We start from the raw sequence: 18,121 nt of genomic DNA on the forward strand, positions 1-18,121 counted from the left end.
TGAGGTGATGGCTTTTTATCAAGGGAAAAGGTAGGTTTATGAAGAACAAAATCAAAACAGCAGATGAAGCAGTAAAAGACATCAATGATGGAGCTGTGATCATGGTAGGCGGATTTATGGCCTGTGGTACACCGGAGATTTTGATCGATGCTCTGGTAAAAAAGGATGTGAAGAATTTAACGATTATTTGTAATGATGCAGGCGTTCCCGGCAGAGGTGTCGGAAAGCTTCTGTCAAATGGTCAGATTAAAACGCTGATTGCGTCTCACGTAGGATTGAATCCGGAAGTAGCCCTAAGAATGAATACGGATGTGGAAGAAGATAAGCTGGAATGCATTTTAATCCCTCAGGGAACGCTGGCTGAGAGAATCCGGGCAGGCGGAGCCGGACTGGGAGGATTTTTGACCCCTACAGGAGTGGGTACGATTGTAGCTGAAGGAAAGCAAGTGATCAATGTGCAGGGCAGAGATTACCTGTTGGAGGAACCGCTGAGAGCAGAATTTGCACTGATCAGAGGTTCCGTTACCGATAAGTTTGGAAATACCATATATAATGGTACGACCAGAACCTTTAATCCGATGATGGCAACCGCTGCCGATCATGTTATCGTAGGAGCATGTGAAGTGGTTGAGGTAGGAGAAATTGACCCGAATAATGTGGTCACTTCAGGTATTTTCGTAGATTCTATAGTAGGAGGGGAAAAGTCATGGGAGATATAAAAACAAGAATTGCCAAAAGAGTTGCGAAGGAATTGAATGACGGAGATGTAGTAAATCTTGGAATAGGACTTCCTACCATGGTAGCAAATCATCTTCCGGAAGGTGTGGAAATCGTACTTCAATCGGAGAACGGCATCATGGGTATGGGAGCGGCACCGGAAAACGGAAACGAAAATGTGGATGTGGTCAATGCAGGAGCACAGTATGTAACCATTAATCATGGCGGACAATACTTTGACAGCGCCACGTCCTTCGGCATCATCCGAGGCGGTCATGTAGATGCAACCATCCTAGGAGCACTGCAGGTGGATAAGGAAGGAAACCTGGCAAACTGGATTGTTCCCGGGAAAATGGTACCCGGTATGGGCGGAGCTATGGATTTAGTGGTAGGCGCTAAAAAGGTTATCGTTGCTATGCAGCATACCCAGAAGGGCAATCATAAAATACTGGAAAAATGTACGCTTCCTTTTACTGCATTAAATGTAGTGGATATGATTATTACCGAGATGGGTGTTATGGAAGTGACCCCGGAGGGCATTGTCTTAACAGAACTGCACCCGGATTTCACCCTGGAGGATATTCAGGCTGCTACAGAATGCCAGCTGATCATTGCTGAAGACCTGAAAGAAATGGCTGAATAATCCCGATTGAATAAAAAAAGTGGCAAAGCCACTTTTTTTTTAATCCAGATATCCTACTGCCCGATTGCGGCCCGCTTCCTTTGCTTTGTATAAGCCCTGATCCGCCATATCAATTAAATCTTTATAGTCATAGGCATGACAGAGGTTGTATTCCGCAAATCCGATGCTGATGGTGAGAATACCATCCGGCGATTCCGGAAAAGGAATCTGCAAGGCCTCTACGGTCTTTAAAAGCTTCTGGCATATTGAACGAAGCTCTTCATACTCATATTCTTTTCCTAAAGCCACAAATTCTTCTCCCCCATACCGAAAAATGGACAATCCGTACGGTTTGAAAAAAGAGGAAAAGCATCTTCCCATCTGCTTGAGGCAGACATCTCCTCGTTGGTGTCCGTAGCGGTCGTTATACTGTTTAAATTGATCAATATCCACCATGATGGCAACAGTCAGCGGGTGCGGATTATAATTACTGTCCCAGTTGTCCAGCGTATCTGACAGCTTACGCCGGTTGAAAAGGGAAGTAAGGATGTCTGTATCCCGTTGTTTTGTCAGCTTACGCTGCGTCTCAATATAGTTGATCTGGATCGGATACATAAGCTGGCCCATGACGAGTCCTAAGATACCGAAGACAATACAATTTATTATGTTCATCTTAGCAATGAGTGCGGCCTGATAAAAAAAGGAGGTCAGACCGAAGAGAATAGCCGATGATATCATGATACTGTTTATACGCCATCTCTTATCTATTATGAGGGAAGGGGACATCACCAGAAGACAGATAAAGGTAACGCTGACAGATTGGGGCGGAGTGAAAACGCCAAAATATATAGCCGCTAAAAGGCAGTAAATCAAATAGGCGTACATTAACGGCAAAACCAGATAAACATGCTTGGATACAATGAATTTGGACAGGAGGTAAACACTTCCGGAAACCAAAAAACAAAGGCCAAAAAAAGGCAGAAAAGAACGCTCCGAAGCAGCGATACTGAGAAAGAAGAAAAAAACCCCCCATATCAGTGCAATAGTAAGGGATAATCGACTGAGTATATGATTGTTTACTTTACAAATCTGCTGAAAATTTCGGATAAATATACTTTTTTTTACCATTTTAACTAAGTCCTTTTGATACAAATCTATCATGGAGTATAACATTTAAAAAGGCAATCTGCAATGAAACTTCCTTTAAATCCCCATAAAAATGTGGGAAATAAGGGGAAGTCGGTCACATTTTGATTCGAAAACGAATAATACGGCTAAATTGTAAGAAGTTTACAAAAATGACATGTTTGGAAACACAGGATGGGGGTATAGTATAAACTTAATAATAATTTAATCTTGTCTTAACAGGATGAACACATTTAGATGTTATTATAAAATATAAATATAGATGCAAAATAAAAAAAAGGTTTGCTGCCGGATGTGGGGGCAGCAAGGAGAAAGAAGAGGAAAAGATGAACAAGAAACAGATAACATATGAGGAGATTAAGAATAATGTAGAGATTTCTACTTATATAAAAAAAGGAAATGACTTGCTGGGAGCAATAGGCTTCACCGAGCACGGCTTTGCCCATGCGGGAAAGGTAGCGGAAAGAGCAGCAGAAATATTAACGGCTCTGGATTATGACGAAAGAACCATAGAGCTTGCAAAGATAGCCGGCTATATACACGATATCGGAAACTGTATCAACAGAAATGACCATGCTCAAAGCGGTGCGATTATGGCCTTTAGGATTTTAGACCGCATGCAGTTCGACACAGAAGAACTGGCAGATATTATCGGAGCGGTAGGAAATCACGATGAAGGGACAGGTGAGGCCTTCAGCCCCATTTCTGCGGCATTGATTCTGGCGGATAAGTCGGACGTCAGAAGGAGCAGGGTGCGATATAAGAACAGAAATGAAGAAAAACTGTCGGAGGATATACATGACCGGGTAAACTATGCAGTTCACCACACCCACCTCACCGTGGACACGGAACAAAAATCCATTCTGCTTGAGCTGGAAATCGACACGGAGATCAGTGCGGTAATGGAATACTTTGAAATCTTCCTGACCAGAATGATCATGTGCCGAAATGCAGCTAAGTTTTTAGGACTGTCCTTTGAACTGAGCATCAATAATATTCGGCTGTTATAGGGATGACTGCTATACGGCTTAAGGAGACAGTGAGCACGTCCAAAAAAAGAAATGGATCATTTGATCCATTTCTTTTTTTATTTAAAGCTGTTTCTTTTCTTGAAGCAAATCTCGGATTTCCCGGAGCAGAACTACATCTTCCGACGGTTCTGCCGGTTTTGGTTCTTCTGCCTGCGCCTCCTCCTTCTTATGGAATGTATTAATCCCCTTAATCACCATAAAAATCACCAGAGCAATCAGCAGAAAGTTGACCACGCTTTGGATGAAGTTTCCGTAGTAGATAGCGGCTTCTGCTGTGTCCTTTGCAGCCGGAGTAATAACATATTTTAAATCCGTAAAGTTGATACCATTCAGGATACAGCCGATGATGGGCATGACGATATCGTTCACAAGAGATGTAACGATTGCGGTGAAGGCACTGCCAATAATAACGCCTACTGCCAGATCGATAACGCTGCCGCGGGATATGAACTCTTTAAATTCTGTGATAAAACCTTTTTTTTCGTTCATTTTATTCCTCCTTATTCCTCCTGCTTTTATGATTCAGCAGATCCCAAAATAATGTAATATTAGACACATAATATCATAATTTTGTTCGTTGAACAATCTTATGAATGCTCAAAAATTTTTTGTCGGTTTCAATTGAACCTGCTATGCCAACCCTGCGTATGCACATGGCAGATGAAATGGACCCAAAAAGAACAAGTTTATTATTGTATGAACTCAAATTAGTTCTAGGTAAGGACATTTTTCTGCGTTTTTTTGGTATAAATCATTTCCCATTATATAGAATCCAAATCGCACATTGACAGATCTGATTTATCGGAATAATATGGAATCGTAAAAAGTTCTAATAAGGAATGATAGCTTGAAAAATCAAGGCTTTAGCCATTGTATGAATTAAAGCTTATGTTCCAAGTAAGGACAAAGTTTTGCGGATAGAGTCAAAAAAGTTCGCAGTGAAGCAGAGCAAAAAAGATTGACAAAAATGCGTTTTGAGTATACAATGTATACAAAATACAAAACGTGAAAAAATAAATAAAAACAGATTGGATTCTTTTTTTTACCCGTTTATTTTGTATGCAATATACAGGATGACCCAATAAAGAATCCGGCGGCACCGGGGTGCCGAAAAAGAATTGCCAACGAAATCACATCAGATAAAAGCGATCAAGTAAGATATCATATTTTCAACATCAAGAATTCATTATGATGCATTTGGACTTAGAAGAGCAGGGCAATAGAACTAACGGGCGGATTAATAGGAGCAGGAATGTTGATTATATCAAGACTTCTGCTCCTATTTTATTTGGGTTGGTTTTCATGTATCCGACAAATCGGTTTAATGCGCTAAATTACAATTACACTAAATAATTACATAACTATACTTCAACATTTTGGGATATGATCTGCAGGGCTATTCAATCCGATCTAAGAGAAGGCTTGCAGTATTATATTACATGTAAATTGCTTGTGGAAGGGAGAAACAATTTGCATGATTATCATTATTATTTTCCCTTTCGTGGACTTATATGTTTTAGGAGGATAGGAATGAATAACGACAGTAGTAATGTAGGCACAAAACAGCTCGGCCTGATAAGGCTGACTGGTATCATCATTGGTTCCACCATTGGTGGCGGCGTATTCAGTATGGCAGGCGATATGGCAGCAGGCGGCGCGAACACTGCGGCTGTATTAGCTGGATGGGCTATCTGCGGCGTAGGTATGTTTGGTCTTATGATGTGTTTCTTCGGATTGAACAAGATTAAACCAGAACTAACAAACGGCATTTATAGTTACGCAAGAGAAGGTTTTGGAGACTTTATAGGCTTCAACTCCGCATGGGGCTACTGGATCAGTGCTCTGCTCTGCAATGTGGCCTATACCACGCTTTTATTTGCAGCGATAGGCTATTTTTTCCCGATTTTCGAGGAAGGCAATAATTTACTTTCGATTGTTTGCGCATCTGTAGTGATCTGGATTTTAAATTTCCTGGTTCTCAGAGGTGTAAAGGAAGCTTCCGCTATCAATATCGTTACGACGATTGCGAAGATTATCCCGATTTTCGTATTTATCCTAACGGTAATTGTTATCAGAGCTTTTGATCCTGCTATCTTCATGTCAAACTTCTGGGGCGAAGCGGGCGGACCTTCTTTCCTGGAGCAGATCAAAGCAACTACCGGAGCAACGGTATGGGCCTTTATCGGAGTAGAAGGAGCGGTTGTTGTTTCCGCCAGAGCGAAGAAATCTTCTGATGTAGGAAAAGCTTCTCTGATTGGTTTCTTGGGCTTACTTGCCATTTATGTATTGACTTGCGTTTTGAGCATGGGCATTATGACCAGAGCAGAACTGGCAGAACTGGGAAATCCGCCAATGGCAGCGATCTTTGAATCTGTAGTTGGACCTTGGGGCGGCGCATTAATCAATTTAGGCGTTATTCTGTCCCTTGTAGGTGCACTTTTAGGCTGGACCATCATAGCTGCTGAAACTCCTTTCATGGCAGCAAAGCTTGGTGTTTTCACAGAAGCCTTTGCCAAGGAGAATAAACATGGATCTCCTTCATTCTCCCTGTTTATGACAAACGGAATCATTCAGTTGTTCCTGATCGTAATCTTTTTCCAGGCTTCTACATATCAGGTATTCTATAACCTATCAGCCAGCATGATTATGATTCCATATTTGCTGAGTGCGTTGTATTACCTGAAAGTCGTTTTGAAAAAAGACGGTTTAGAGAATTCTACCGGCTCTCAGATGCTTGCGGCAAGAGTATTCTCTGTATTGGGAACCATTTATGGATTTTGGATGCTGTACTCCAGCGGCGTAATGAGCTTACTGGTAACGTCTATCCTGTATGCACCGGGCATCCTGGTGTATATAAAGGGTAAGAAAGAAAAGAATCAGGAAGTTTTCGGCCATCCAATCAATTTGGTCATTGCCATTATACTGGCAGCCTTAGCGGTTCTTGCAATCGTTCTGATCGCAATGGGTGTGTACAGTCCGCTATAGGATGAAAACATGATAAAAAAGACATATTAAAAGGGGAACCCTACCCCCCTCCCTTGATATGCTGCCCTCGGAGCAGATGATAAAAAATCTCTCCGGGGGCATTTTTTGTCCAACAGGAAATAGCCACTTTTTCTATAATTATATTTTGACGTAATGGCGCTGGTAGTTTATACTAAGGACTAAAGAAAAAGAAAATAATCGGGTAACGGTTTTAATGATTTATATTCAGGAGGATAAGAGAGACATGAAAAACAGACAGATTATTATGAGCCAAGTAATGCTTCCCAACCAGGCAAATGTGGCAGGAAACGTACACGGCGGCGAAATCATGAAGTTTATGGATACGACGGCCGGTGCTGTAGCCATGAAATATTCCAAAAGTAATTGTGTAACAGCAAGAGTGGATGAATTGGAATTTCATCTGCCTATCTTTGTGGGAGCACTGGTAACCTGTACCGCAACCGTGGTATATGTAGGAAGAACCTCTATGGAGGTATTTGTAAATGTGGAGGTAGAAGATTTAGAATCCGATAACGGTCCCCAGAAGGCATTATCCGCATACTTTACCATGGTAGCAATGGGTAAAAATGGAAAACCCCAGACAGTTCCCGAATATATACCGGAGACGGAAGAGGAAATACAGCGGCATGAAGAAGCCAAAATCAGAGTTCAGGAGCATAAGGAAAAGAAAATGAAAAGATTAAAATAAAAAACAGAAAATGAAGAAATAAAAATAAATTGGAAGTGAAATTGTGAACAAAAAGCTTCATTTGGAAAAAAGGATTTTAAAGATATCTATAGTGGGAAGTATCGTTTTTATGCTGGCAGAGGGTGTGATGGCCTATATTACCAGATCGAACTCCATTTTAATGGACTGTATATTTGATACGGCGGATTTAATCATGGTAGGCCCTTTCCTGATGTTGATTCCCCTATTGTATAAACCGGTCACAGAAAAGCACCCCTATGGATATTCTCAAGTGGAGTCTCTTTTTGTGATTATTAAGTGCGTCATTTTACTGCTGATAACGGCACAGGTGATGTTTTACAGCATTCACATCATATTCAAAGGCGGAAATCACGTAAATGGCGGCGTAATAGCAGCTTTTGAAATGGCATTGTCCGCAGGATGCATCCTAATCTATGCTATTTTGCGCCATTACAATCGCATGTTTTCTTCTCCCTCCATCAAGGCAGACCTTTATATGTGGCGGATGGACATCATTAACAGTCTGGGTGTGGGTTTGACCTTTACCGTACAAAGCACTATGGACGGAACGGGGTTCAGCTGGCTGATTCCCTATGTGGATCCCATCGTTGCCATTGTTATGGCCATTGTTTTCAGCATTGAACCGGTTCGCATGGTGATAAACGGCATCAAAAATTTGGTACTTTTTGCTCCGGAGGAAGAGATTATGGATTCTATCCGAAATGTGATCAATAAGCATCTGGAAAACTATCCGTATACGGTGAACTTTCTAGATGTGATCCAGACGGGGAGAAAGGCATGGGTCGGAGTGTACCTTAAGGCGGAAAGTGATTGCATAAGGATCAGCCAGCTGAAACAGGCCCATGCTGAGATAAAGAAGGAACTTACACAACATTTCGATCAAATCTATATAGAATTGATACCGGAAAGTTTTGAATAGAGGACATATAAACGGATAGGAGCAGCATAATGAGTAAAATATTATATCTGGAATGTTATTCTGGTATAAGCGGGGATATGACAGTCGGTGCTCTGCTGGATCTGGGAGCAGACCGGGACGTACTGGAGAAAGCTCTTCGGAGTTTACAGGTTGGGGGGTATTCCCTGCACTTTGGGCGGACTAAAAAATGCGGAATTGACGCATATGATTTTGACGTTTCTCTGGAAGAGGAAGAAGAACATGGTGAGCATGGTGAACATCAGCACCATGAGCACCTGCATCATCATGGACATCATTCCCATACCCATAGAAATATAGAGGACATCCATCACATCATAGATCGAATGGACGCCGGCAATAAAGTGAAGGTTCTATCAAAAAAAATATTTAACATTGTGGCGGAAGCCGAATCAGCAGCCCACGGAATTCCCGTGGAGGAAGTACATTTTCACGAGGTGGGAGCTATTGATTCCATTGTGGACATTCTTAGTACGGCAATCTGTATTGACAATTTAGGGATTGATCAAGTCATTGTATCAACTCTGTGGGAGGGTCAAGGCTTTGTCACATGCCAGCACGGGATTATACCGGTGCCTACGCCGGCTGCGGCTCATATTATTTCAAAACACGCACTGAAATTAAAACAGACTGAAAACCAGGGGGAGATGGTGACGCCTACGGGAGCAGCTATCGCAGCCGCTTTGAACAGCGGGAAATCACTTCCTTCGGAATATTGCATTAAAAAAATCGGAATCGGAGCAGGGAAAAAGGATTTCCCTCACGCCAATATTCTTAGGGCTATGATTATTGAGACTGCCCGCCCAAATAAGGAATGGAAGGATACAGATGCTCAATCGGACGAAATGTGGAAGCTGGAAACCAACATGGATGATTGCAGCGGAGAGGCCATGGGATTTACCTTGGAGTGCTTATTGAGCGCAGGGGCAGCAGATGCATGGTACACGCCTGCTTATATGAAGAAGAACAGGCCTGCTTATACGCTTCAAGTATTGTGCAGGGAGGAACAGATTGAGGAAATGCAGGATCTTATTTTTTCCCACACAACCACTGTAGGAATCCGCAGGACTAAATTCCAGCGGACTGTTCTGAAACGGGAGATCAAACAAGTAAGTACTCCGTACGGAGAAGTATCGGTAAAGGTATGCCGGCATCGGGAACAAGTTTATTTGTATCCGGAGTATGAAGACATAAAGAAAATTTGTTTGTCGCAGAACAAAGAGTATAAAACAGTGTATCAGGAAATAATAGAATATTGCAAGCTCCACGGGAATCTCTGAAAAGAGGTTTCCGTGGAGCTTGTTGCAGTTTTATAGCTCCAAGCAAACAACCCTTGGTTCTATACTGTCGAGTCTCCGCGGTCAGTGAAAAAACTCTCTTGAACATTTACACTACAATATAGTATAATTTGAAGTATAAAAGTTCAAAGGGAGGTGATCGTATTGAATGATTACAAAGAAATCCAAAGGTTGCTGGAAGAAAACAAAGGCTATATAACCACGGCGCAGGTAACGGCGGCAGGAATTCAGCGTCGGGTGCTTGCTGAACTTATAGTAGAGAAACGCATTTATCGCGTGGCACGAGGCCTTTATGCCCTGCCGGAAACGTGGGAGGACGAGATGTATTTCCTGCAATCTCGTTTTTCAAAAGGAATTTTTTCAAATGAAACAGCCCTGTATCTGCATGGGCTTTCTGATCGGACACCGATCAGCTACACCTTGACCTTTCCACATGGGTATAATGCAGCGGGACTGAAAGAACAAAATGTAAAAGCGAAATTTGTAATAACCGAGATCTACAGTTTGGGCATTATGGAGAAGTTGTCACCTTGCGGAAATCTACTCCGTGTCTACGATGTTGAGCGGACATTGTGTGACATTGTAAAAGGCAGAAACGCCTGTGATATTCAGCTTGTGAATCAGGCGATGAAAGCTTATGCGGTCTGTAAAGAAAGGGACATGGCAAAGTTGTTGGCTTACGCCGAGCAACTGCGTGTGAAGCCTAAAATATTAAAATATATGGAGGTTCTGTTATGATTACAAAAAACCCGATGCAGCTGAAAGCGTTTATCAAGAAAAGAGCGGAGGAAAAGAATATCTCCGCTCAGCTTGTCATGCAGAACTATATGATGGAGCGGTTTCTTGAACGAATATCGCTCTCAAGCTATAAAAACAATTTCATCTTAAAGGGAGGTTTCCTTATTGCTGCTATTGTGGGGCTTGATACCCGGGCGACCATGGATCTGGATACAACTATAAAAGGCTTTCCTCTGACTTATGAATCCCTTGGCAAAATATTTGGAGAGATCTGTGCTATTAAAGTGGAAGATGATGTTACCTTTTCTGCGACCCGAATCATTGGTATCCGAGAGGGTGACGATTATCCCGGCTTACGTGTCAGCTTAATGGCGAATTATCCGCCGCTGGCAGTACCGTTGACTGTGGATGTGACGACAGGCGATAAAATCACGCCCCGTGAGGTGGAATATTCTTTTAAGCTGATGTTTGATGACCGAAGCTTATCGGTTCTGGCATACAACCTTGAAACGATACTTGCGGAGAAACTGGAAACCGTTTTGTCGCGAAATATAGCAAATACAAGACCGAGGGATTTTTACGATATCCATATTTTATATGCACTGCGCAGTTCTGAGTGCAACATACCCATGTTGCGGCAGGCGCTTGATGAAACGGCAAACAAACGGGGTAGTCGGGCTGCCTTAGGGCAATATGAAAGCATTATTGAGAGCATACGGGAAAATCCACAGATGCACAGATTTTGGGGGCGGTATCAGCGAGAATTCAATTATGCAAAAGATATCAGCTTCGACGATACTTGCCGTACGATCCTTCTGCTGATGAATAAAGTATCCTTCGAATGACAGAATTCAACTACTGGAAATAAACTGTTTAAAGATATCCATTTAAATGCGTAATAAATTGTCTTTAATTGTTAATAAACAGTTAAGAAATAAGATATATAATATTAAAGATTGCAGGCTACAATAAAAAATGTCAAGAGGAGCGCGGCATGTATGAAATTAAAACAGCGCACCTGCGGATGGGATTAGAGATTAGATAAAATGAAGAAATAGGAGGTATTGGATGAAAAAGTTTAATTTTAAAGGCCGAAAGCATGCAGTAACCGCAACTTGCCTGCTTGTAGGAATGTTTGTACTGACTTCGGCGGTCTACGCAAATTATGATGATGCCAGAGGTTATACGAATTATAAAGAGGCGGTCAAGGATTTAGCTTTGTATCAGGATAATTTTTCCGCAAAGGGAGAAATATCCGCTTTCATGGATGACAAAGAGCTGGGAACGGTAAAAGCCACATTTAAGATGGATGGAGACGATGGCTACCTGAAAATGGCAGGCCACGATAATATGAACAGTGCGGATCAAGGAATGGAAGATGAGCGCACGACGAAAGACGGCAAGAGTTACTTCTATTACCCTGAAACAAATACGTACAGGGTCTATGATAAGGGCGTTGGAGCTGTTAGTACGTACAGACCGGATATGAAGGACGCCACCGTGAAAAAGGGAATCCGATTTGCAGAACTGTTTGCAGATACCATGGTCGGAGATTTAAAAAATAATTTTGTTTTGAAGTCAAAAGACGGAGATAACCGAACGTATTCTGTCAATGTTTCGGGAAGTCAAATTCCGGAAATAGTCAATGCAGGAATATCTCTGTTGTTTACCGCCGCTAATGATCAAACAAATTCGCCGTATGACCTTCGCTTTGAAGATACGGACAAAGCCTTTGGGTCTTATTATGAGCAGCAGACCGGCGAAAAAATGACACAGGATATGGCGGCAGGTAAGTGGGATGATAAAACCCAGGCCTTATATAATAAATTCTATGCTAAATACAGTGATATTTTAGATGGTAAGGACGGCGGCATACTTTATGTCAAAGCGGACGGTACGTATGACTATTATAAGACGTATGATGAATATTACAAAAATGTCAAAGCGGATGGTATAGAAGAGGCAGATATGATGCGGATGCTGGGAGACGATCCTTACATCGACAATGCTTCCTGCGATTTCACTCTCGATAAGGAGGGAAGGCTGATCTCCAATGAATTAAAAGCTTCTATGACGGGGAAGGACCGCAGCGGTAAAACACATACGATCACCATGAAGATCAAAGGTGAGATCTTCGACTATGGAAAAACAAAGGTCGATGCATTTGATACCACAGGAAAAAAGAAGATCGACTAAAGAGACCACTTTATTCAGGCAGGGATGAGATTTCAGACCTGCCCTGCTTTATGTACGATTGTAAATGGTAGAAGGGGACTTTTATATATGGAAACGATACTTGAGGTAAAAAATCTTACAAAATTATATAAGAACGGAAGAGGTGTTAAAAATATCAGTTTTTCAATTCAAAAAGGGGATATCGTCGGACTGCTGGGGCCAAATGGCTCCGGAAAGACCACGATCATGAAGACGATCATGGGTCTGACTCACGGAAGCGAGAGCAGTGTCACCGTATTTGGAAACGATGTGGAGACAGACGTAGAAAAGACATTGGAAAAGGTAGGGGGATTAATTGAACGGCCGGCTATTTTTGAGCATTTGTCCGCTAAGGATAACCTAAGAATGATGGCGAGGTATTATCCGCATGTGGATGAGGAAAGAATTCAACAGGTGCTGGAGGCAACCCGAATCAGCCAATACCAGAAAGAAAAGTGCGGAAAATTTTCATTGGGAATGAAACAGAGACTGGGATTGGCACTGGCGATTTTGTCCGATCCGGAGCTCGTCATACTGGATGAGCCTACGAATGGGCTGGATATAGAAGGAACGGTAGAAATAAGAGAAATTATTAAGAAGATGTCGGCAGAAAAAGGAACGTCGTTTTTAATTGCCAGTCATCTTGCACCTGAGATTGAAAAAACCTGCAATAAGGTGGCAATTGTCCACGATGGGGAACTGTTATCTTTTGAGACCATGGAAGAGGCATTGCGGCTGAATCCTACTTTAGAGGATTATTTTTTATCGAAAGTAAAAGATAAAAGAGGATCCGTACTGATTTGAGGGCTTTCACAGCAGAGCTGAACGAGATATATGGGAGGAATGTCTAGTGACAACATTTATTGCAAGTTTAAAAAATGAACTCATGAAAATTTTTACGAGAAAAAAGTTTTTGGTCTTACTTATTATAGAGATCCTGATTTGTATTTTATGCGGGGGTGTCAACTATTTAATCGGCAAGGCTTCGGCAGGAGCTGTTTCTACATCGCTGATGCTTTCCAATATGCCGATGAATATGCTGTCCTTTTTTATTCAGATTTATATACCTCTGATGATCTTTATGGCTTCCTGTGACTTGTTCGCATTGGAAGTGCAGGACGGAACCATACGGGCCTCTTTCATGAGACCGGTCAGCAGGTTTAAATTGTACGCATCAAAGATTACCGCTATTACTATTATGTCGGTCCTATATTTAGGGGTACTATTTGTATTGACCACGATCATGAGATGGGCAGGAGGCTCCGCAAGTACAGCGGCAATGGGACTTGTGGGCAGCTTTGCCGCTTATTTTCTGGATATATTTCCGCTGATCATTTTAATTTTATTTGCTGCCATGCTGAACCAATTTTCAAGCAGCCCATCGCTTTCTATCATCATATGCGTTATACTATATGCAGGGCTGTATATTATGGGAATTCTTGTGCCGCAGGCCAGCGGACTTTTATTTACAGGCTATGCCGAATGGCATAAGCTATGGCTTGGAATCACTCTTCCATTTGTTTCCATGCTATCTAAGATTAGTTTGCTTGTGGGATATGGACTGGTTTTCGGATGCATAGGCTATTATTTATTTGAAAGAAAAGAAGTGTAGGTCAGCATGAAATCTTTGAGAGAGCGTTTCATAAAAACAACAATATTAATGGCAATTATTTCAACAGCATTGGTGGTTTGTGTTACCTTGCTGTTGTTGTTTGTTTACTCTATTTGTGAACCGTACGGGTTTCAGCGTATTTGGATGGGAATCAGCAGTATGTCGGCAGAAAGCCACAGCAACGGACATTCATTTTTGAGATATGCCGTTTTATGGGCTGTTCTTGCGGTGGCCATGGTTTTAATTACTTGCACCTTCTTAAGTGCAAAATTGTCCAGAGATATGCTGAAAGCTCTAAAGCAATTAAGAATGGCAGCGGAGAAGATCAAGGACGGTGATTTGAACTTTGAAGTAATGGCTTGCAGAGATCAGGAGCTGAACGATCTATGCAATGCCTTTGATGAGATCAGAAAAAAGCTGAAAGCGAATGAGGAACAGGAACGCAGAAGCAAGGAGGAAAGGAATATGCTCATGGCGAACCTTTCCCACGATATGAGAACTCCTATTACAACGATAAAAGGCTATTTGGAAGGCATAAAGGACGGAGTCGCCAATTCACCGGAAAAGCTGGATAAATATTTGGATACGATTTATAGCAAGACTATTGTGCTCCAGAAGCTGGTAGACAACATGGCAGAATACTCGGAACTGGAATTGGGGAGAATGCAGTATGCATTCGAGTTCATAGATATGACCGAAATGCTCACGGAGCTTGCCGAGGGATATAAAACAGAGGCTCAAGAGCAGGGATTTCAGATGGAAAACCATATTATACCGGAGAAAATGGTTATTGTAGGAGACAAGAGCAAGCTGAAAAGGGTATTTGATAATTTAATGTCAAATGCGGTGAAATATAACCGGGAGGGCGGAACCATTTCTTTGAGCCTGAGGAAGGAAAGAAAAGGTGCGCTGATCTGTATCAGTGACACGGGAAAGGGAATCAAAGAGAAAGATATCAACAAGGTCTTCGACGGATTTTACAGGGGAGATGCGGCCAGAAGCAATATAAAAGGAAACGGTCTTGGACTGGGCATCTCGAAACAGATTATTGAAAGCCATCATGGAAAGATATGGATAAAAAGTGAAGAGGATGTAGGTACAGAGGTATATATTTATTTGCCGCTGCGGAGCTACTGAGCTTAGACTGGAGGAGAAGATGAAAGTTTTAGTCATAGAGGACGATAAGAGTATAGCGGAACTGGAACGGGATTATCTTGAAATAAACGGATATGAATGCGATATTGCATCGGACGGATTAAGCGGGCTGGATCTGGCTCTGAAAAAGGAATATGCTTTAATTATTCTTGACATCATGCTTCCCGGAATAGATGGCTTTGAGCTTTGTGCGAGGTTCAGGGAGCAGAGCGATACGCCGGTCATCCTTTTATCTGCCAGGAAAGAGGATATTGATAAAGTTCGGGGCCTGGGTCTGGGCGCGGATGATTATATGACCAAACCTTTCAGCCCCAACGAATTGATGGCCAGAGTGAAGAGCCACATTGCCCGGTATGACAGACTGACCGGAAGCAATAAGGCGGGACAGAACAGAATCTTGAAGATAAGGGAGCTGGAAATTGATAAGGACAGCAGACGGGTATTTATCAACGGAGAGGAAAAGATCATGCCTGCCAAAGAATACGATCTGCTATTGTTTTTAGCAGAAAATCCCAATAGGGTCTTTTCAAAAGAGCATATTTTTGATAGAATTTGGGGGTTGGATGCTATCGGGGATGTATCTACGGTAACGGTGCATATCCGAAGGCTGAGAGAGAAGATAGAAACAGACATGGACAATCTTCAATATATTGAGACTGTCTGGGGAGTAGGCTATCGATTTAAAGGATAGGAAGAAGATACGCAGAAATGAAATGTAGAAAAATAGTTGCAGGAATTGTTTGTTTAGTTATGGTGCTGGCGTGGAGCAGTGTTGCTTATGCCGAGGAGCCGGCTGTGGGAGCAGCAAAAGCAGACCATGTATATATACCGATTTTAATGTATCATCATTTTGTAGAAGAAAAGCCGTTGAACGGAAGAATGGATGCTACCATTACAAAAGAAAAGTTGGAAGAGGATATGACGTATCTGGCCGAAAATAATTATACGCCGTTATTGCCGCAGGATTTAAAAGCGATAGAAGAAGGAAAAAAGAAGCTGCCGAAAAAGCCTGTTATGATTACGATGGATGACGGATATGAATCGGCGTATACGATTGCTTATCCTGTGCTGAAAAAAACAGGCATGAAGGCAACGGCATTCGTTATCGTCGGAAGTATTGAACAGCCTAAAAAATCTGAAATAAAGAAGCTGAATTGGGCCGAGGCGAAGGAAATGTATGAAAGCGGGGTATTTGATATACAAAGTCATTCATACAATTTACATAATCAGAACTTAAAGGGACAATATATGAAGTTTCAAGTCAACGGCATACAAAGAGGACTGATCGAATGCCGGGCACAGTATGACCTGCGGGTAGAAGAAGACATAGAAAAAAGCATCGATGTCATCGAGAAAAATGTGGGAACCGATGTAATCTGCTTTGCCTACCCTTACGGCACCTATGAGGAATGGGGCAAGGAAATCCTTCAAAAAAATGGTGTATTGTTCGGATTCGGAACCACCTACGGTGCAGGTGACCTCAAAGGAAATCTGTACTATTTGAATCGGTTTTCTGTGGGAATGGACACCGATTTAGGCAGGCTGCTGGAACCGCAGCCGCAGACAGAAAATAGCTCTGGAATCAGATGACCTGATCTCAGAGATTTTTTGTATCAGCGAAAGTGGTGAAGCCGCCGCTTTGTATCAGAGGAATCAATATGAAAGCTTTAAGATTTGTATTAATTGTTTCAGCCATTGTGCTGAATTTGACTTTTGCTGTAACGGTAAGTGCGGCTGCGGAGAAGGATGCCCCTATAAAGGTAGATGTCAATGGGCAATTTGTAGCTTTTCAGCCGGAAACGGGATATCCTTATGTGGATGAAAACCGGAGAACCCTAGTACCGCTCAGAGCGGCCATGGAAGCATACGGGTGTGACGTAACATGGGATGCGGCAAGCTCTACTGCTGTGCTGGAGAAGGATGGAATCCGAGTTGAAGTTCCCATGGGACAACACTATATTAAGAGGGAAGAATTTGAAATTTTCACAGACACAAAGGCGAGCCTGTCCAATGGCAGAGTCTATCTGCCTATACGGGCTGTGGCAGAAGCTTTCGGAGCAGAGGTTCAGTGGAATCAGGCCACAAAGACTGTTATGGTCACTTCTCCTGAATCGCAAAGCAATCAGATATCGGTTCACTTCATGGATGTGGGGCATGGAGATTCCATATTCATAGATGATGGGACGTATGAGGTACTGATCGACGGAGGACTGACCACCAGCGGAGCGCTGATTTCAGAGTATATCAGACCTTATGTGGATGGCAGTATTGATCTGCTGATCGCTACCCATGCACATCAGGATCATGTGGGCGGTCTGCCCCGTATTTTTGAAGATTATCAGATAGACCGGGTCATCGGAAGCGGAAGCTCTGTGAACACCCCCCAATGGCAGGCCTATAAACAGGCCTTAGATAGGGAACCCAACTGCATCGTCAGCGAGGATGCGGATGAAACCATTCAGCTGCCTAATGGAGTCACCCTAGACATTATAGAAGCACTGGATGGACAAACCTTGGAAAATAACAACAGTGTGGTGGCACTTCTGCGATATCAGGCTGTTTCCGTACTCTTTACCGGTGACAGTCAAACAGATGAGGAAGCGGTGATTGCAAAAAAGGTCGGAAAGGTGGATGTTTTTAAGGGGGCGCATCACGGATCCTACAATGCCAACAGCAGCCTTCTGTTAGACACCATAAAGCCGCAATATGTGGTGATTTCCGCCGGAAAGGGCGTGAATTACACCCATCCGCATGCATCGGCCTTAAAGCGGATGTTCCAGGAAGGAGCCATCGTGTATGGAACCTTTAAATCGGGAACCATTATCATGAAAGCAGACGGAAAGGCGTACAGCTTTGAAACACCGGTGAAACCGCTGATTCCGCTGGATATAACGGATGCCGGAACGTATCAGAACAATATTCGTTAAACTTAGCTC

19 protein-coding genes are annotated in these 18,121 nt (G+C 42.5%); 17 read left to right on the forward strand and 2 right to left on the reverse strand.

Annotated features, from left to right (window positions below; all coding sequences use genetic code 11):
- Positions 1-38 precede the first annotated feature (38 nt).
- A complete protein-coding gene (locus tag EQM06_RS02260) occupies positions 39-719 on the forward strand; it encodes a CoA transferase subunit A (RefSeq protein ID WP_128744801.1) in 681 nt (226 codons plus the stop codon).
- Entirely contained in the window at positions 707-1,360 is a 654-nt protein-coding gene (locus tag EQM06_RS02265; protein ID WP_128744802.1) for a 3-oxoacid CoA-transferase subunit B, read from the forward strand. Before EQM06_RS02260 ends, EQM06_RS02265 begins: the two co-directional genes overlap by 13 nt.
- Before the next feature lie 39 nt (positions 1,361-1,399).
- Here the strand turns inward: EQM06_RS02265 and EQM06_RS12835 are convergent, their stop codons facing one another.
- On the reverse strand, positions 1,400-2,077 hold the full coding sequence (locus EQM06_RS12835; protein ID WP_164914316.1) for a GGDEF domain-containing protein: 678 nt from the start codon (positions 2,075-2,077) through the stop codon (positions 1,400-1,402).
- On the opposite strand from EQM06_RS12835, the gene EQM06_RS13235 reads away from it, so the two are divergent.
- Entirely contained in the window at positions 2,076-2,207 is a 132-nt protein-coding gene (locus EQM06_RS13235; protein ID WP_269140037.1) for a hypothetical protein, read from the forward strand. The two genes, EQM06_RS12835 and EQM06_RS13235, sit on opposite strands and share 2 nt — an antisense overlap.
- A 604-nt stretch (positions 2,208-2,811) precedes the next feature.
- Positions 2,812-3,495 carry an HD domain-containing protein gene (locus tag EQM06_RS02275; protein ID WP_128744804.1) on the forward strand — a complete coding sequence of 228 codons (684 nt, stop codon included), beginning with the start codon at positions 2,812-2,814 and terminating at the stop codon, positions 3,493-3,495.
- 81 nt (positions 3,496-3,576) lie between these two features.
- Here the strand turns inward: EQM06_RS02275 and mscL are convergent, their stop codons facing one another.
- Positions 3,577-4,005, reverse strand: a complete 429-nt coding sequence (gene mscL / locus EQM06_RS02280; protein WP_128744805.1) for a large-conductance mechanosensitive channel protein MscL — start codon at positions 4,003-4,005, stop codon at positions 3,577-3,579.
- 1,041 nt (positions 4,006-5,046) lie between these two features.
- Here mscL and EQM06_RS02285 point away from each other — a divergent pair.
- The 13 genes from EQM06_RS02285 (at position 5,047) to EQM06_RS02345 (ending at position 18,112) form a co-directional block, all read left to right on the forward strand.
- Positions 5,047-6,501 carry a basic amino acid/polyamine antiporter gene (locus EQM06_RS02285; RefSeq protein ID WP_128744806.1) on the forward strand — a complete coding sequence of 485 codons (1,455 nt, stop codon included), beginning with the start codon at positions 5,047-5,049 and terminating at the stop codon, positions 6,499-6,501.
- A 244-nt stretch (positions 6,502-6,745) separates the two neighbouring features.
- Positions 6,746-7,210: an acyl-CoA thioesterase gene (locus EQM06_RS02290; protein ID WP_128744807.1), complete on the forward strand. Its 465-nt coding sequence runs from the start codon at positions 6,746-6,748 to the stop codon at positions 7,208-7,210.
- A 43-nt stretch (positions 7,211-7,253) separates the two neighbouring features.
- Positions 7,254-8,150 carry a cation diffusion facilitator family transporter gene (locus EQM06_RS02295; protein ID WP_128744808.1) on the forward strand — a complete coding sequence of 299 codons (897 nt, stop codon included), beginning with the start codon at positions 7,254-7,256 and terminating at the stop codon, positions 8,148-8,150.
- 29 nt (positions 8,151-8,179) lie between these two features.
- Positions 8,180-9,448 carry a nickel pincer cofactor biosynthesis protein LarC gene (larC, locus tag EQM06_RS02300; RefSeq protein WP_128744809.1) on the forward strand — a complete coding sequence of 423 codons (1,269 nt, stop codon included), beginning with the start codon at positions 8,180-8,182 and terminating at the stop codon, positions 9,446-9,448.
- A 162-nt stretch (positions 9,449-9,610) separates the two neighbouring features.
- A complete protein-coding gene (locus EQM06_RS02305) occupies positions 9,611-10,204 on the forward strand; it encodes a type IV toxin-antitoxin system AbiEi family antitoxin domain-containing protein (protein WP_128744810.1) in 594 nt (197 codons plus the stop codon).
- The gene (locus EQM06_RS02310; protein ID WP_128744811.1) at positions 10,201-11,049 is read left to right on the forward strand and encodes a nucleotidyl transferase AbiEii/AbiGii toxin family protein; all 849 of its coding nucleotides are present in this window, start codon (positions 10,201-10,203) and stop codon (positions 11,047-11,049) included. The genes EQM06_RS02305 and EQM06_RS02310 overlap by 4 nt, the downstream gene beginning before the upstream one ends.
- A 223-nt stretch (positions 11,050-11,272) precedes the next feature.
- Positions 11,273-12,400 (forward strand): hypothetical protein, encoded by a 1,128-nt coding sequence (locus EQM06_RS02315; protein ID WP_128744812.1) that lies wholly within the window; start codon positions 11,273-11,275, stop codon positions 12,398-12,400.
- An 87-nt stretch (positions 12,401-12,487) separates the two neighbouring features.
- The gene (locus EQM06_RS02320; RefSeq protein ID WP_128744813.1) at positions 12,488-13,222 is read left to right on the forward strand and encodes an ABC transporter ATP-binding protein; all 735 of its coding nucleotides are present in this window, start codon (positions 12,488-12,490) and stop codon (positions 13,220-13,222) included.
- Between the two features lie 46 nt (positions 13,223-13,268).
- Positions 13,269-14,030 carry an ABC transporter permease gene (locus EQM06_RS02325; RefSeq protein WP_128744814.1) on the forward strand — a complete coding sequence of 254 codons (762 nt, stop codon included), beginning with the start codon at positions 13,269-13,271 and terminating at the stop codon, positions 14,028-14,030.
- 6 nt (positions 14,031-14,036) lie between these two features.
- On the forward strand, positions 14,037-15,167 hold the full coding sequence (locus EQM06_RS02330) for a HAMP domain-containing sensor histidine kinase (protein ID WP_128744815.1): 1,131 nt from the start codon (positions 14,037-14,039) through the stop codon (positions 15,165-15,167).
- A gap of 19 nt (positions 15,168-15,186) precedes the next feature.
- Positions 15,187-15,876 (forward strand): response regulator transcription factor, encoded by a 690-nt coding sequence (locus EQM06_RS02335; protein WP_128744816.1) that lies wholly within the window; start codon positions 15,187-15,189, stop codon positions 15,874-15,876.
- 17 nt (positions 15,877-15,893) lie between these two features.
- Entirely contained in the window at positions 15,894-16,775 is an 882-nt protein-coding gene (locus EQM06_RS02340) for a polysaccharide deacetylase family protein (protein ID WP_128744817.1), read from the forward strand.
- Positions 16,776-16,843: 68 nt separating this feature from the next.
- Positions 16,844-18,112 carry a stalk domain-containing protein gene (locus EQM06_RS02345; protein WP_128744818.1) on the forward strand — a complete coding sequence of 423 codons (1,269 nt, stop codon included), beginning with the start codon at positions 16,844-16,846 and terminating at the stop codon, positions 18,110-18,112.
- Positions 18,113-18,121 lie beyond the last annotated feature (9 nt).

The sequence above is a fragment of the Aminipila luticellarii genome (assembly GCF_004103735.1).
GTDB lineage: Bacteria > Bacillota > Clostridia > Peptostreptococcales > Anaerovoracaceae > Aminipila > Aminipila luticellarii.

What these genes read in the sequence shown, in the direction of transcription:
- EQM06_RS02265 (WP_128744802.1), top strand. Translation starts at nt 707, where the DNA reads ATGGGAGATATAAAAACAAGAATTGCCAAAAGAGTTGCGAAGGAATTG.
- EQM06_RS13235 (WP_269140037.1), top strand. Translation starts at nt 2,076, where the DNA reads ATGATACTGTTTATACGCCATCTCTTATCTATTATGAGGGAAGGGGAC.
- EQM06_RS02285 (WP_128744806.1), top strand. Translation starts at nt 5,047, where the DNA reads ATGAATAACGACAGTAGTAATGTAGGCACAAAACAGCTCGGCCTGATA.
- EQM06_RS02275 (WP_128744804.1), top strand. Translation starts at nt 2,812, where the DNA reads ATGAACAAGAAACAGATAACATATGAGGAGATTAAGAATAATGTAGAG.
- EQM06_RS02345 (WP_128744818.1), top strand. Translation starts at nt 16,844, where the DNA reads ATGAAAGCTTTAAGATTTGTATTAATTGTTTCAGCCATTGTGCTGAAT.
- EQM06_RS02320 (WP_128744813.1), top strand. Translation starts at nt 12,488, where the DNA reads ATGGAAACGATACTTGAGGTAAAAAATCTTACAAAATTATATAAGAAC.
- mscL (WP_128744805.1), bottom strand. Translation starts at nt 4,005, where the DNA reads ATGAACGAAAAAAAAGGTTTTATCACAGAATTTAAAGAGTTCATATCC.
- EQM06_RS02260 (WP_128744801.1), top strand. Translation starts at nt 39, where the DNA reads ATGAAGAACAAAATCAAAACAGCAGATGAAGCAGTAAAAGACATCAAT.
- EQM06_RS02340 (WP_128744817.1), top strand. Translation starts at nt 15,894, where the DNA reads ATGAAATGTAGAAAAATAGTTGCAGGAATTGTTTGTTTAGTTATGGTG.
- EQM06_RS02290 (WP_128744807.1), top strand. Translation starts at nt 6,746, where the DNA reads ATGAAAAACAGACAGATTATTATGAGCCAAGTAATGCTTCCCAACCAG.
- EQM06_RS02335 (WP_128744816.1), top strand. Translation starts at nt 15,187, where the DNA reads ATGAAAGTTTTAGTCATAGAGGACGATAAGAGTATAGCGGAACTGGAA.
- EQM06_RS02310 (WP_128744811.1), top strand. Translation starts at nt 10,201, where the DNA reads ATGATTACAAAAAACCCGATGCAGCTGAAAGCGTTTATCAAGAAAAGA.
- EQM06_RS12835 (WP_164914316.1), bottom strand. Translation starts at nt 2,077, where the DNA reads ATGATATCATCGGCTATTCTCTTCGGTCTGACCTCCTTTTTTTATCAG.
- larC (WP_128744809.1), top strand. Translation starts at nt 8,180, where the DNA reads ATGAGTAAAATATTATATCTGGAATGTTATTCTGGTATAAGCGGGGAT.
- EQM06_RS02330 (WP_128744815.1), top strand. Translation starts at nt 14,037, where the DNA reads ATGAAATCTTTGAGAGAGCGTTTCATAAAAACAACAATATTAATGGCA.
- EQM06_RS02315 (WP_128744812.1), top strand. Translation starts at nt 11,273, where the DNA reads ATGAAAAAGTTTAATTTTAAAGGCCGAAAGCATGCAGTAACCGCAACT.